Source organism: Flavobacterium flavipigmentatum, assembly GCF_020911905.1.
GTDB lineage: Bacteria > Bacteroidota > Bacteroidia > Flavobacteriales > Flavobacteriaceae > Flavobacterium > Flavobacterium flavipigmentatum.
In genome coordinates this window covers 325,280-338,650 of sequence record NZ_CP087133.1, presented here as the reverse complement: position 1 = coordinate 338,650, position 13,371 = coordinate 325,280, and the positions used below count along the sequence as shown (strand labels likewise).

Genomic DNA, 13,371 nt, shown 5'->3' with positions numbered 1-13,371 from the left:
TAAAAAAACTCCTGTGTTTTCAGGAGTTTATAATTTAGTCTAGTTTGTTTTTTATATAGTACTTACCATCCAAATCTTCATCAAAATCATCTATTTTAGCTGGTTTTGGTTTTGGTTTAGCTGCAGTAGCCTTCTTTTTCCACATCTCATATTTTTCAAGAGGCATTTTCTTTTTCATGATTTCCAGAACTTCTTTTTCTGCTAATCCAAATTCTTTCTTTATAATTTCAAATGGATTTCTTTCTTCTAAAGCCAACGAAACCAATTTTTCCGTTTGTTCCCAATTCAATTCTTTGCGGTTACTCTTTTTCATCACGTGAAAATTAATTCAAAATAGAGGTTAATGATTAATAGATTGATTTTCAATTTAAGTATCAATATTAATAAAAAAAATAATTAGTTCGTCAGATAAAGTGTGTTTTTTTTACTGAATTTAATTGTTTTTTGGATTTTTTATTTTTTCAAATGGATTTCGTTGTAATTTTTTTAATTTATTGCGTTCCTTCGCTTGTAAATAAGTGATTTTATGTGGATAATTTTAAATTTCACTTTAGTGTAAAACAAAAAAAGAGAAAATGCAGATAAAACGATCTGATCTTCTCTTTAAAAAAATTAAAAGCTTAAAAATTATTAGGCTTCTTCGTGATTTTGCAATATTGTTTTGTAGATAAATCCCGCAGCAATAGCGCCTAGAATGGGTGCTAACCAAAATAACCACACTTGTATTAAAGGCTCACCTCCTGCAAAAATTGCCTGTGATAGTGATCGTGCAGGATTTACAGAAGTATTGGTAATCGGAATACTGATTAAGTGAATTAGGGTAAGCGCTAAACCAATAGCAATACCAGCAAATTTTCCGTTTGCAAATTTGTCTGTTGCCCCCAAAATTATCAGTAAAAAGAATAAAGTAAGTACAAATTCTGCAAGAAAAGCAGCTTGCAGCGAGTAACCGTCTGGTGAGAAAGCGCCAAAACCATTGGATGCAAAAGCACCTGCTCTGGTGTTATCAATAACAAATCCGGCTTTTCCTGAAGCAATTGTATATAATGTTCCTGCGGCAGCTATCGCTCCAACGCATTGTGCGATGATATAAGGTACGAGATCTTTTGCAGAGAATCTTCCGCCAGCCCACAAGCCAAATGATACGGCAGGATTAAAATGGCCTCCAGATATATGTCCAACAGCATACGCCATTGTTAATATTGTTAAACCAAAAGCTAATGCAACACCTGCAAATCCGATTCCTAAATCTGGAAATCCAGCAGCAAAAATGGCACTGCCACAACCTCCAAAAACCAACCAGTAAGTTCCAAAAAACTCTGCAAATAATTTTTTCATAATAAATAATTTTAATTAATAGTTTGATTATCAACAGGTATATTGATATGCCCACAGCATCAATACGATCTGTAAAGGCAAACGTACAAATAAAATCCATTTAGGTAAGTTAAAACCTGCTTTTTTATTTTGATACATAAATAAATTTGCAGGAAACACAGCAATCAACAACGCTATAATTCCCCATGCAGCAATATGTGTTGTTACTGGTATTGCCAGGAGAATCCCTAAAATTACTTCTGCTGCACCACTTAAAATATTTAGTAATTTAGGGTTAGAGAAGTACGAAGGTATGATTTTGATATACATTTTAGGATTTCTAAAATGATTGAGTCCTGCTGATATGTATAAAAAAGCCATCAGATATAAGTGCCAAGGTAAAGTCATATTTGCGAAATTTTCTTACGAATTTATGAAAAAAAATATAGAATTGTTGTTGTAGAATCTTGTTTTTTAGTACAGATAAAAATATCAAACTTTTTTCTTAAAGTTGACATTCATTATAATAATGGCCAAAATGATCAATACGATTCCAATCCATTGCAATAACATCACTTTTTCATGCAGTAATATAAAAGCCATCAGTACAGAAACGGGTAATTCTAGTGCAGACACGATGCTTCCGAGTCCAATTCCGGTTAACGGAAAACCTGCGTTCATTAGCATTGGTGGAATAATGGTTCCGAAAAGTGATAAAACGATTCCCCATTTTAGGAAAATAGAAAAATCAAAAGGTGTATTTTGGGTAGCCAATGCAAAAGAAAATACGATGATTGCGCCTCCTAAAAGCATGTATAAACTACGTTGCGCTGACGAAATTTCTGTAGCAACACGATTGGCAGTAAACATTGTGGTAGTAAAAGAAGCGGCTGCCAAAATTCCCCAGGCGATTCCCCTCCAATCGAGTTCCATTTCATTATTGATGATGTTTGTTGCTAAAATAGTTCCTAAAAGAACGATAAATACGGCGACCACTTTTTGCTTTGAAGGCAGTTTTTTTTCTAAAATCATTTCGAGTAAAACTCCCATCCAAACGGTTTGCATCAGTAAAACGATTCCTATTGAAACCGGAATGTAGCGAACCGCCAAGTAATAAAAAACACTTGTCATACCCAATGAAGTTCCTGCGAGCATTAAATTAAAAATGTTTTTAGAAGTTGCTTTTACCACATTTTTTTTATGTTTTACTTTCTGAAAAGCATTAATGAGTAAAATACCTAAAATACCTAATATAAATTGTGATGAAGTGACTTCGGCAGTGGTGTACCCTTCGTTATAAGCCATTTTTACAAACGTGGCCAGCATTCCGTAACTTGTAGCGCCAAGAGCAACTAAGAACACACCTTTTAGAACATTGTTTTGTGACATTTTATTTTTTTATTTTTAAAAATTGAGCCTGCAAAGATAGGGCTTAGTTTGGAGGAACGTTTTTTTATTTGAAAAAAATAAAATGGCAGGATTTTAGTTATTAGAAATAAACTCTAATAATCTTCCTAAATGCGTAGTCTTAAAATATTATTCTTTCTTTTTTTATCAGTAGTGAGTTGTAATAAAGTAGCAGAAAACAAAGAATCTATTTCAATAAATAAAAAAGTGTATACTGATTTTCATAAAGAAGCTAAAGCATTCTGCAAGAGAGAAAAATTAAATTCAGATTATTATTTTCTTATTGATATGAGTCTGCATTCCGGAAAAAACAGGTTTTTTGTTTATGATTTTAGAACTAAAAAAATCATTGCTCAAAATTTGGTCACACACGGAAGTTGTGATGTTTTGTCTGTCAATACCTCCAAGTTAAAAAAAGCAAAATTTAGTAATACAAATGATAGTCATTGTTCTTCTCTTGGAAAGTATAAGATTGGAAAAAGAGACAGTAGTGCTTGGGGAATAAAAATTAAATACTGGCTTGAAGGACTTGAGGCGACCAATAAAAATGCAGAAAACAGGGTAGTGGTTTTGCATTCTTGGTCGGCAGTTTCTAATAATGAAATCTACCCAGAATATGCTCCGCTAAGTTGGGGCTGCCCCGCAGTTTCGGATGATTTTATGAAAGTTCTGGACAAAAAATTAAGACCTACCCAAAAGCCCGTTTTACTTTGGATCATTCAATAAAAATCCTCACTAAGTACGACGATTACGGAATCTTGTTGTAAAAAGCGATTTTATTAAACACCCAACGTATAAAGAGTTCCGTCTTCGTGCGTATACGTGTATTTAGGATCACACTCATTGTTTCCGTAATCAATAATTCCGTTTAGGAAACCTCCTTCTATTTTTAGTTTTCCCTTCGAAATAAAGGCACAAGAGTATTTTTTTACTAAAGCTTCGTGAATGGTCAAAGTTAGTTTTCCTCCTGTATCTGAGGTTACAACATATTCTCCTTCTGTTATTTCATAAACTTTGTCTTCGAGTGTTGTAGTAGAAAAACCTTCTGTTTGTTGCACAACGTGAAATCCATTTTTGGTATAGATTTTTCCGTTTCGATCTATTAATTTGGCATTTTCAACTTTACCTGTCCACTCCGGGAATGTGTCGTCGGCAGTGGTATTGGTGTACACAATTGTCCCTTCCAATTTAATTCCGTTTACGGCATAATCAATTCTTTCTACTTTCATTTGACTTCCTGTAGTAGTAAGTGGACCTGAAAGTGTGATTTTTAATTTTCCATTTTTTGTAATTTCATTTTCAGTAGAATTAGTGTTTCCAAAATCGAGATTGAAAACTTTAGGATAAGCTTCTGCTGTTGGTTTCTCTACTGTAATATTATTGCAAATTCCGGGAACAGCTGTCGTAAAAGAAGTTTTTGTTTCGTGATCCGCTTCTGCTTTTGTTTCCCTACTAATCAACTGATCTGTAAAAGAACTATCAGCTTGATTGACAATCGCTTCTTTTGAGCAAAAAACATAAATTAATTCTGATGCACAGATTGTCAATAACGAAATTTTAGTTTTTTCCATAGTCATTCCTGTTTAATGATAGATTAAGAGGCAATCAAAAATAGGTAAAAAAACAATAACAAATAAAAAATCCTGTAAGATTTGCCTACAGGATTTATAACGGTTTTTTTTTTAAAATCTTATTTAATCATCTCAAAACTTCTTTTAACAAAAGCAGTTAAGGCTTCACCTTTTAAAAGGTTTTGTGATAATTTTGCTAAGTCTAGGGCTTGTTTTACCAAGTGTTCCTGATGTGTTTTGTCTTCAGTATTCAAAATGTTGGTTGCCAAATCTGAGTTGGTATTCACCACCAAATTGTACATTTCTGGCATATTGCCCATTCCAAACATTCCGCCACCACCAGACTGACTCATTTCTTTCATTCTACGCATAAATTCTGGCTGCGTGATAATAAACGGCGCAGCTTGGCTGTCCATCGCTTCTAGTTGAACAGAATATGCTTTTGGAATATAAGCTTCTAAAGAAGTTTTTAAAGTTTCTTTTTCTTCATCAGATAATTTAGAAATCGTGTTTTCGTCTTTTTTGATCAAATTATCAATATGATCAGAATCTACACGTACAAAAGTCAAATCTTTGTTGTCACCTTCAATTTTTTGAATCAAATGTGAGATAATCGGAGAATCCAACAGCAATACTTCGTAACCTTTTTCTTTGGCAGTTTCGATGTAAGAGTGTTGTGCTTCTTTGTTTCCTGCATATAAAACAACCAATTTCCCGTCTTTGTCGGTTTGGTTTTCTTTTAATTTTTCTTTTAATTCTTCTAAAGTAAAATAAGTATCATCTACCGTTGGATACAGTACAAATGCTCCGGCTTTTTCGTAGAATTTATCTTCAGAAAGCATTCCGTATTCTAAAACAATTTTAATATCGTTCCATTTTTGTTCAAAATCAGCACGGTTTTCATTAAATAATGCTTTCAATTTGTCAGCTACTTTACGGGTAATGTAGTTCGAAATTTTCTTTACAGCACCATCTGCCTGCAAACCAGAGCGAGAAACGTTCAAAGGAATGTCCGGAGAATCAATTACACCTTTCAACATCGTCAAAAATTCAGGTACAATTCCTTCTACATTGTCGGTTACATAAACCTGGTTTTGGTACAATTGAATTTTATCTTTTTGAATTTGCAAATCCGAACCTAATTTAGGGAAATATAAAATTCCTGTCAGGTTAAACGGATAATCAACATTTAAATGAATATTGAATAACGGCTCTTCAAATTGCATTGGATACAACTCTCTGTAGAAACTTTTGTAATCTTCATCAGATAATTCAGTTGGTTGTTTGGTCCAGGCTGGATTTGGATTGTTGATGATATTGTCAGTTTCAACAGTCTCATTTACATAATCCTCAGGAGCATCTTCTGGTTTTGGAAGCGTTTGTGTTCTGGTACCAAATTTAATCGGAATAGGCATAAATTTATTATACTTATTCAATAATCCACTGATTTTTGAATCTTCTAAAAATTCAAGAGAATCTTCGGCAACGTGCAAAATAATTTCTGTACCACGTGAAGTTTTGTCAGCTGGTTCTAATGTAAATTCCGGGCTTCCGTCACATGTCCAGTGCGCAGCTGGCTCGTCTTTGTACGATTTTGTGATGATTTCTACTTTTTCTGCCACCATAAATGCAGAATAAAAACCAAGACCAAAATGACCAATAATTCCTGAATCTTTAGCAGAATCTTTGTATTTGTCCAGGAATTCTTCTGCTCCTGAAAAAGCCACTTGATTGATGTATTTTTCTACCTCATCAGCAGTCATACCTAAACCTTGGTCGATAATGTGAATTTTTTTTCCTTCCTTATCTACTTTAATTTCAATAACCGGATTTCCAAATTCTACTTTAGCTTCGCCAATACTAATAAGGTGTTTTAATTTTAAAGTAGCATCGGTTCCGTTTGAAACGAGCTCACGCAAGAAAATTTCGTGATCGCTGTACAAGAATTTTTTGATTAAAGGAAAGATGTTTTCTACCGAAACATTAATTTTACCTGTTGTCATATTTTTATAATTTAAGTTTAATGTGATTGGTATTCAGTTCTTCAAATAGAATACCAATTGTTTTTTAAATGACAAAATGTCGGGGTGGGAGTTTTGAAAGAAAATAAGTAACAATATGAAAAGAAAATATTTTTATGATTTGTATCTTTGCGGTACAATAATTGCCTAAAAAGTAAGTAATAACTTAAATATTGTTAAAAATGAAGAAAATTTTTCTCTTATGCATGATCACTTCGATGTTTATGGCGTGCAAATCTGCGTCTACTACGACTGCTTCTACTGAAGCCGCTCCGCTTTCAAAAAAACTTGATAGACCCACTCAAGTAGCGATCAAAGGAAATTGGGTAATTACAAATGTTTCCTATCCTGGTTCTGATTACATAAAAGTAAATTCGTTTGATCTTGCCGACTCTAAATGTTTTATTGGTAGTAACTGGAATTTTATTTCGAATAATAACAAAGGGACTTTGTCTTTGGCTGCCGTAAATTGTACAGAATTCAGTTCTCCAATTGTTTGGAGCATTAACAATCAAGGACTTTTTGTGCTTAAAGTTTTAAATGCAGGAGTAAAAGCAAAAAAAGTAAGAGAAGGTTATTTACTAAAAGTTGCGGGTTTGACAGAAAACTCATTTCAATTGGTAGATAATATTAATGTTGGAGGACAAACAAAAGAGGTTGTGTACCAATTTCAGAGAGCAAATTAATTTAAAATAAAAAAAAGAAAAAGATGAAAAAAATAGCAATATTAGGTTTGAGCAGTTTACTGGTTTTAAGTAGCTTGTTTGTAAGCTGTGATTCAGTAAAAAACGCTAATAATACACAAAAAGGAGCTGGAATTGGTGTTGTTGCCGGAGGTATTATCGGAGGTATTTTAGGTAATAATCTGGGTAAAGGTGGTAACGCTGCATTAGGAGCTGCCATTGGAGCTGCTGTTGGTGGTGGAACTGGTGCTCTTATTGGAAATAAAATGGACAAACAAGCGCGCGAAATTGATCAAGCTTTACCAGGCGCTGATGTAGAAAGAATAGGAGAAGGAATTCACTTGACTTTAAATGAAAATGCAGTACGTTTTGATACTAATAAATCAACTCTTACAGCTGGTGCTAAGGCAAATTTGGATAAATTAGTTCCTGTTTTTAAAGAATATGGAGATACCAACATTGAAATTTTTGGCTACACAGATAACACTGGAAAACCAGAATACAATCTAACACTTTCTGGTCAAAGAGCAGCATCTGTAAAAACATACTTAATCTCTAAAGGAATAAGTTCAGGTCGTTTTAAAACCTCAGGTTTAGGAATTGCAGATCCAATCGCAAGTAATGATACTGCCGAAGGAAGAACTCAAAACCGTCGTGTAGAATTTGCTATTACTGCAAACGATAAAATGGTAAACGACGCAAAAGCTGAGGCTGGAAAATAGTTGTATCATACAATAAAAAAATCAAAAGCTGCCTCATATTGAAGCAGCTTTTTTTTTGACTTTCGGAATTAAACATTGTAAATTTGCTTTCTCAATTTGTATTCATGCTTGATATTAAAAATATTTCTTTTTCATATACTGATAAACCAGTTATTAAAAATCTCAATTTCACTATTAATAAAGGTGAAAATATTGCTATTATTGGCGAAAGTGGGTGCGGAAAAAGTACACTGCTTAAATTGATTTATGGATTGTACGACCTAGATGAAGGCGAAATTTTTTATGAAGGGAAACCTGTTTTAGGACCAAAATACAATTTGATTCCCGGAATGCCGTATATGAAATATCTGGCGCAGGATTTTGATTTGTCTCCTTTTGAAACCGTGGCAGAAAATGTGGGCAAGTTTCTTTCTAATGGTTTTGCCAACATGAAAAAATTGCGTGTTCAGGAATTGCTCGAAATGGTAGAAATGGAACAGTTTTCTAATGTAAAAGCTAAATTTTTAAGCGGAGGACAACAACAACGCGTGGCTCTGGTAAGAGTACTGGCACTGGAACCCGAAGTGATTTTACTGGATGAGCCTTTTAGCCAAATTGATGCTTTTAGGAAAAATGCTTTACGCCGAAATTTATTTAAATATTTAAAACAAAAAAATATTACTTGTATACTCGCCACTCATGATAGTAGTGACGCACTTTCTTTTGCAGATGAGACAATCGTGATGCGCAACGGAGAAATAATAGTAAAAGACAATCCCGCAAAAATTTATGAAGATCCTGAAAGCCGTTATGTAGCATCGCTTTTTGGAGAAGTAAACGAAATTGCGACACATTTACTCCTTTCTTACGAAGATGAAAATCATAAAACATTAGTGTATCCGCATCAGTTAAAAATGACTGCTGAGTCGGATTTGCCGGTAAAAATCAGGCGAACTTATTTTAGAGGGAATCATTATCTGATCGAATCGGTTTACAAACGACAATTAATATTTTTTGAAAGTGAAATAGATTTACCGCTAGAAGAAAATGTTTTTTTGAAGTTGAATTACTTATAAAAACACAAAAACAAACCCGACAGTTTTCAAAATCTGTCGGGTTTGTTTTTTTAATAATGTAAAGAAATATTAGTTCTTTAAATATTTTTCTAAAAACTGATCTTGCTCCCAAAGTAAATGCAAAATATTTTCTTTGGCCACATAACCGTGTGCTTCTTTAGGTAAAATCACCATTCTTGCTGGAGCTCCCAAACCTTTTAAAGCTTGAAAATAACGCTCTGTCTGTAAGGTAAAAGTCCCTGGATTATTATCGGCTTCGCCATGAACCAATAAAAGAGGAGTTTTCATTTTGTTGGCATTCATAAACGGAGACATGGTGTTATACACATCTGTAGCCTCCCAATAATTGCGCTGTTCCGTTTGAAAACCGAATGGAGTTAAAGTTCTGTTGTAGGCACCACTTCTGGCAATTCCGCAGGTAAAAAGATTAGAATGCGTCAATAAATTAGCGGTCATAAAAGCTCCGTAAGAATGTCCTCCAACGGCGACTTTTTTTCTATTGATATAACCTAAGGCATCAACAGCATCAATTGCTGCTGCGGCATTATCAACCAATTGCGAGATAAAGTTGTCGTTGGGTTCTGTGGTTCCTTCACCAATGATCGGGAAAGCAGCATCGTCAAGAACAACATATCCTCTTGTTACCCAGTAAACAAAGGAACCGTAATACGGGAGCGTAAATTCGTTTGAGTTTTGAGTCGATTGTCCAGCACTATTTTTATCCTTATATTCTGCAGGATAAGCCCAGATTAATAAAGGTAATTTTTCTTTTTTTACTTTGTCGTAACCAGCTGGCAAATATAATGTTCCAGACAATTCAACGCCATCTTTACGTTTGTATTTGATGACTTCTTTACTCACCTCTTTGATACTTTCGAAAGGATTTTTGAAAAAAGTAATCGGCGTTAAGCTGTTTTGTTTTTTGATGTTTCTAAAATAATAATTTGGATACTCGCTTTTAGATTGAATCTGTACCAAAACTTTTCCGGTTTTATAATCTTCAATTTCCAGTAAATCTTCTTTTTTGTCTTTATAAGGAGAAGTATAAATTCGTTTGGATTGTAAAGTTTTTAAATTGAATACATCAATAAAAGGAAATTGTCCTTCTTTGGTGTAACCATCACCAATACGATAAGCATTTTCACCTTCTATCGCGAGCACATATTTGTTATACGCATTTTTCTTCGTTTCAAAAACTCCCGGATCTGCATAAACATCCTGTTGGTTTCTGTCTGTAATGACTTTTGGCTGTTGTGCCGGATTTGAAGGATTAATGACATACGTTTTTGTGTTTCGAGTGTCGTACCATTCGTCAGAAAGAATAGCAATATTGTCATTACCCCAAATAATATCACTATAGCGCTGAGGTGTTTTTACCAATGAAGTTGCTTCAGCATCAAAAGGAGCATTCCATAAAAAAACTTCGTCTCTAAAATCTACTTTATTGGCAGGATTTCCTTCGTCTAATGCTACTACGTAAGATAAAGTGGCAGGTTTGTCGTTTCTCCACGCCATCTCTCTTTTTCCTTTTCGAACGGCCATAAAACCTTTAGGAATTATTTCGTTCAAAGGGACTTCATTTACCACTTTTATTTCTTTTCCATTACTGTCGTATACTACTGTTTTAGAAGGGAATCGGTATAGCGGAACGACATAAGAAAATGGTTTTTGAATAGTGCTTAACATAATATAGTTTCCGTCTGGCGAAATTTTTTCTCCAGCGTACATAGCAGCTTCTTTAAATAAAGTCGCTGTTCCGTTAAGGTTTATTTTATATAATTCAGAAGTCATGATGTTTTCAAAATTGGCTTCGTCATTTTTGTTTTTCAACATATCCGGGTAAGTTCTGTTTTGAGATTTTTCTCCCGAAGCATTCGAAATAATCGGTCCAGTTGGCAAATCTTTTTTAGAATCTAATAGTGGTTGTCTGTTTTTAGGCAACATTTTTACTAAAATGGTTTCATTGTCCAAAAGCCAATTAAACGGATTTCCAAGGTTGGCGTTTACAGTAGCATCAGTTAGTTTTTTGGCTTGTGCGGTTGCTACATCCAAAACCCATAATTCAACTCCTGAGTTTGTTGTATTCGAAAATAAGATTTTCTTATCGTTTGGTGACCACGAAATATTACTGATTTTAGGATTAGAAGGTAATCCTGCAACCTGCATTTCGGAGACACCCGATATTTTTCGTACTTTTAGATTGGTGATATACGTTACTGTACTTGAAATATTAGTAACAGGATTGATTCGTAAACCTGCTAGACGAAGTTCGTCTTGGTTCAGATCATCCAAAGTTTTATAAGTGCTTCGATACATAAAAAGCATGTATTCTTTTTTAGTATCCATAGAAACAGTTGGAGCTTTTTCGTAATCGGCTAAATCGAGGATCGATTTTGGTGGTTTTTGATACGTTAAATTTTCCTGGGCAAAAGCAATAAAGCCAATGTTTAAGAATAAGAGTAAAGTAACCTTTAATTTCATAATTTGAATTTTTATGGTTGTAGAATGGTATTTATAAAGTTTGTCTAAAGTACTTTGATCTTGTTACACTTTTTAGGCAATTTTTCATGCTTTTTATAAAATGAAGCAGAAAATCGATTTTTTGATAATAAAAAAAATGAATGTTGACAGGTTTTTAAAGAATAATAGATTGTCAATTTCGAAAAAAACAGTAATTTGTACGCTTATGTTTTAAAGTATAAGTAAATTTGCAATGCAATTTTTTAACAAATAATAAAAAGAATATGTATCATTCAAAAATAGCGGGCTTAGGATATTATGTTCCTGCAAATGTCGTAACCAATGATGATCTGTCTAAGATTATTGATACCAATGACGAATGGATTCAGGAAAGAACAGGGATTCAGGAACGCCGACATATTATTCGTGGAGAGGATACCACCACTACGATGGGAGTAAAAGCTGCTAAAATAGCGATAGAAAGATCGGGCATTGCCAAAGAAGATATTGATTTTGTGGTTTTTGCTACTTTAAGTCCGGATTATTATTTTCCAGGGCCAGGAGTTTTAGTACAGCGTGATTTAGGATTGCGAACTGTAGGGGCATTAGATGTTAGAAATCAATGCTCAGGCTTTATTTATGCTATCTCGGTTGCTGATCAATACATCAAGACCGGAATGTATAAAAATATTTTGGTAATCGGCTCAGAAGTACATTCAACTGGTTTAGACATGACTACTCGCGGACGCGGTGTTTCGGTAATTTTTGGAGACGGAGCGGGAGCAGCTGTTTTAAGTCGTGAAGAAGATCTTACAAAAGGAATTTTATCTACTCATCTGCATTCAGAAGGACAACATGCAGAAGAATTGGCTCTGCAGGCACCAGGAATGGGAGCCCGTTGGGTAACCGATATTCTGGCAGATAATGATCCTAATGATGAAAGTTATTATCCTTACATGAATGGGCAATTTGTGTTTAAAAATGCAGTAGTTCGTTTTGCTGAGGTAATCAATGAAGGTTTGGAAGCAAACGGTTTACAGGTTTCGGATATTGATATGTTGATTCCGCATCAGGCCAATTTGAGAATTTCGCAGTTCATTCAAAATAAATTTAAATTGACTGATGATCAAGTCCACAACAATATTCAGAAATACGGTAACACCACGGCTGCCTCGATTCCGATTGCTTTAACAGAAGCTTGGGAACAAGGAAAGATTAAATCTGGAGATACTGTGGTTTTGGCTGCTTTCGGAAGTGGTTTTACATGGGCAAGTGCCATCATAAAATGGTAATTTAGTTTTTTTAAAATACGTAGAACCTGTTCGATTTTTTGAGCAGGTTTTTTTTATATTTGATTGTCAAGCGGAGCGAAGTCGAAGCTTCTCTTATAAGGAATACAAATGAAAAAAAATCAACTCGAAATAGCTTGTTTTAATTTTGAATCTGCTTTAACAGCCCAAGAAAATGGTGCTGACAGAATAGAATTGTGCGAAAACATGAAATTGGGCGGGACCACGCCAAACTATATTTTGGCACTCAAAGTAAGAGAACAGTTGGCTACAAAAATGCATGTTATTATAAGACCAAGAGGTGGTGATTTTGTGTATTCTGATGACGAGATTGTCGAAATGAAGCAAGACATCAAACAATTTAAAAAATTAAAAGTGGATGGTTTTGTTTTCGGAATTTTAAATGCAGACGGTACTGTTAATACGACCCGAAATAGGGAATTGGTGCAATTGGCGAGTCCGCTGCCGTGTACTTTTCATCGTGCTTTTGATGTTGTAAAAGACGTAGAGCAATCGCTGGAAGAGGTAATCAGTTGTGGTTTTTCGACGATTTTAACTTCCGGGCAGGGTAAATCTGTGGTTGAGGGAATTTCTGTTTTAAAACAAATTCAAAAATTAAGCAAAAACAGGATTGTAATCATGCCGGGCGGTGGTTTGCGTTCTGCGAATGTTTTGACAATAAAAGAAAAATTAAAACCAACTTTTTATCATTCTTCGGCGATTACCGGGAATGACGAAACTGCGGATCCTCAAGAAATAAAGGCGTTAGTGACACATTTACAGAAATAAAAAAGCTCAGAGTTGGCAGACTCCGAGCTTTTCTTCTACTAAAAAATAATTTTAAAA

13 protein-coding genes are annotated in these 13,371 nt (G+C 34.4%); 6 read left to right on the top strand and 7 right to left on the bottom strand.

What is annotated here, in order from left to right; genetic code table 11:
* Positions 1 to 34 precede the first annotated feature (34 nt).
* From LNP22_RS01645 to LNP22_RS01630, 4 genes are all read right to left on the bottom strand, one after another.
* The gene (locus LNP22_RS01645) at positions 35 to 313 is read right to left on the bottom strand and encodes a DUF2805 domain-containing protein (protein ID WP_210668413.1); all 279 of its coding nucleotides are present in this window, start codon (positions 311 to 313) and stop codon (positions 35 to 37) included.
* A gap of 317 nt (positions 314 to 630) precedes the next feature.
* Positions 631 to 1,338 (bottom strand): aquaporin Z, encoded by a 708-nt coding sequence (gene aqpZ / locus LNP22_RS01640; RefSeq protein ID WP_229975016.1) that lies wholly within the window; start codon positions 1,336 to 1,338, stop codon positions 631 to 633.
* 30 nt (positions 1,339 to 1,368) lie between these two features.
* Positions 1,369 to 1,725, bottom strand: a complete 357-nt coding sequence (locus LNP22_RS01635; RefSeq protein ID WP_229975015.1) for a DoxX family protein — start codon at positions 1,723 to 1,725, stop codon at positions 1,369 to 1,371.
* Positions 1,726 to 1,809: 84 nt separating this feature from the next.
* The gene (locus tag LNP22_RS01630; RefSeq protein WP_229975014.1) at positions 1,810 to 2,706 is read right to left on the bottom strand and encodes an EamA family transporter; all 897 of its coding nucleotides are present in this window, start codon (positions 2,704 to 2,706) and stop codon (positions 1,810 to 1,812) included.
* A 129-nt stretch (positions 2,707 to 2,835) separates the two neighbouring features.
* Here LNP22_RS01630 and LNP22_RS01625 point away from each other — a divergent pair, with 129 nt between their 5' ends.
* Positions 2,836 to 3,450 (top strand): murein L,D-transpeptidase catalytic domain-containing protein, encoded by a 615-nt coding sequence (locus LNP22_RS01625; RefSeq protein ID WP_229975013.1) that lies wholly within the window; start codon positions 2,836 to 2,838, stop codon positions 3,448 to 3,450.
* A gap of 53 nt (positions 3,451 to 3,503) precedes the next feature.
* On the opposite strand, the gene LNP22_RS01620 is transcribed toward LNP22_RS01625, so the two are convergent.
* Complete coding sequence (locus LNP22_RS01620) at positions 3,504 to 4,295, bottom strand: hypothetical protein (RefSeq protein ID WP_229975012.1); 792 nt, start codon at positions 4,293 to 4,295, stop codon at positions 3,504 to 3,506.
* A gap of 119 nt (positions 4,296 to 4,414) precedes the next feature.
* Positions 4,415 to 6,298 (bottom strand): molecular chaperone HtpG, encoded by a 1,884-nt coding sequence (htpG, locus tag LNP22_RS01615; RefSeq protein WP_229975011.1) that lies wholly within the window; start codon positions 6,296 to 6,298, stop codon positions 4,415 to 4,417.
* A 200-nt stretch (positions 6,299 to 6,498) separates the two neighbouring features.
* Between htpG and LNP22_RS01610 the strand changes: the two genes are divergently transcribed.
* The 3 genes from LNP22_RS01610 (at position 6,499) to LNP22_RS01600 (ending at position 8,776) form a co-directional block, all read left to right on the top strand.
* The gene (locus LNP22_RS01610) at positions 6,499 to 7,002 is read left to right on the top strand and encodes a lipocalin family protein (protein ID WP_210668397.1); all 504 of its coding nucleotides are present in this window, start codon (positions 6,499 to 6,501) and stop codon (positions 7,000 to 7,002) included.
* A 23-nt stretch (positions 7,003 to 7,025) separates the two neighbouring features.
* On the top strand, positions 7,026 to 7,721 hold the full coding sequence (locus LNP22_RS01605; protein ID WP_229975010.1) for a YiaD family glycine zipper/OmpA-like lipoprotein: 696 nt from the start codon (positions 7,026 to 7,028) through the stop codon (positions 7,719 to 7,721).
* A gap of 104 nt (positions 7,722 to 7,825) precedes the next feature.
* Positions 7,826 to 8,776, top strand: coding sequence for an ABC transporter ATP-binding protein (locus LNP22_RS01600; protein WP_229975009.1), 951 nt, complete (start codon positions 7,826 to 7,828; stop codon positions 8,774 to 8,776).
* A 69-nt stretch (positions 8,777 to 8,845) separates the two neighbouring features.
* Here LNP22_RS01600 and LNP22_RS01595 read toward each other — a convergent pair whose 3' ends face one another.
* A complete protein-coding gene (locus LNP22_RS01595; RefSeq protein WP_229975008.1) occupies positions 8,846 to 11,257 on the bottom strand; it encodes an alpha/beta hydrolase family protein in 2,412 nt (803 codons plus the stop codon).
* A 263-nt stretch (positions 11,258 to 11,520) separates the two neighbouring features.
* On the opposite strand from LNP22_RS01595, the gene LNP22_RS01590 reads away from it, so the two are divergent.
* On the top strand, positions 11,521 to 12,528 hold the full coding sequence (locus LNP22_RS01590; RefSeq protein ID WP_210667375.1) for a 3-oxoacyl-ACP synthase III family protein: 1,008 nt from the start codon (positions 11,521 to 11,523) through the stop codon (positions 12,526 to 12,528).
* A gap of 108 nt (positions 12,529 to 12,636) precedes the next feature.
* Positions 12,637 to 13,314, top strand: a complete 678-nt coding sequence (locus LNP22_RS01585; protein ID WP_229975007.1) for a copper homeostasis protein CutC — start codon at positions 12,637 to 12,639, stop codon at positions 13,312 to 13,314.
* The last annotated feature ends 57 nt before the right edge of the window (positions 13,315 to 13,371 follow it).

Bases quoted from the DNA above. Each gene is read 5' to 3' on its own strand.
- LNP22_RS01600 (WP_229975009.1), top strand. From the start codon at position 7,826: ATGCTTGATATTAAAAATATTTCTTTTTCATATACTGATAAACCAGTT.
- LNP22_RS01630 (WP_229975014.1), bottom strand. From the start codon at position 2,706: ATGTCACAAAACAATGTTCTAAAAGGTGTGTTCTTAGTTGCTCTTGGC.
- LNP22_RS01620 (WP_229975012.1), bottom strand. From the start codon at position 4,295: ATGGAAAAAACTAAAATTTCGTTATTGACAATCTGTGCATCAGAATTA.
- LNP22_RS01610 (WP_210668397.1), top strand. From the start codon at position 6,499: ATGAAGAAAATTTTTCTCTTATGCATGATCACTTCGATGTTTATGGCG.
- aqpZ (WP_229975016.1), bottom strand. From the start codon at position 1,338: ATGAAAAAATTATTTGCAGAGTTTTTTGGAACTTACTGGTTGGTTTTT.
- LNP22_RS01645 (WP_210668413.1), bottom strand. From the start codon at position 313: ATGAAAAAGAGTAACCGCAAAGAATTGAATTGGGAACAAACGGAAAAA.
- LNP22_RS01595 (WP_229975008.1), bottom strand. From the start codon at position 11,257: ATGAAATTAAAGGTTACTTTACTCTTATTCTTAAACATTGGCTTTATT.
- LNP22_RS01605 (WP_229975010.1), top strand. From the start codon at position 7,026: ATGAAAAAAATAGCAATATTAGGTTTGAGCAGTTTACTGGTTTTAAGT.
- LNP22_RS01590 (WP_210667375.1), top strand. From the start codon at position 11,521: ATGTATCATTCAAAAATAGCGGGCTTAGGATATTATGTTCCTGCAAAT.
- LNP22_RS01625 (WP_229975013.1), top strand. From the start codon at position 2,836: ATGCGTAGTCTTAAAATATTATTCTTTCTTTTTTTATCAGTAGTGAGT.
- htpG (WP_229975011.1), bottom strand. From the start codon at position 6,298: ATGACAACAGGTAAAATTAATGTTTCGGTAGAAAACATCTTTCCTTTA.
- LNP22_RS01585 (WP_229975007.1), top strand. From the start codon at position 12,637: ATGAAAAAAAATCAACTCGAAATAGCTTGTTTTAATTTTGAATCTGCT.
- LNP22_RS01635 (WP_229975015.1), bottom strand. From the start codon at position 1,725: ATGACTTTACCTTGGCACTTATATCTGATGGCTTTTTTATACATATCA.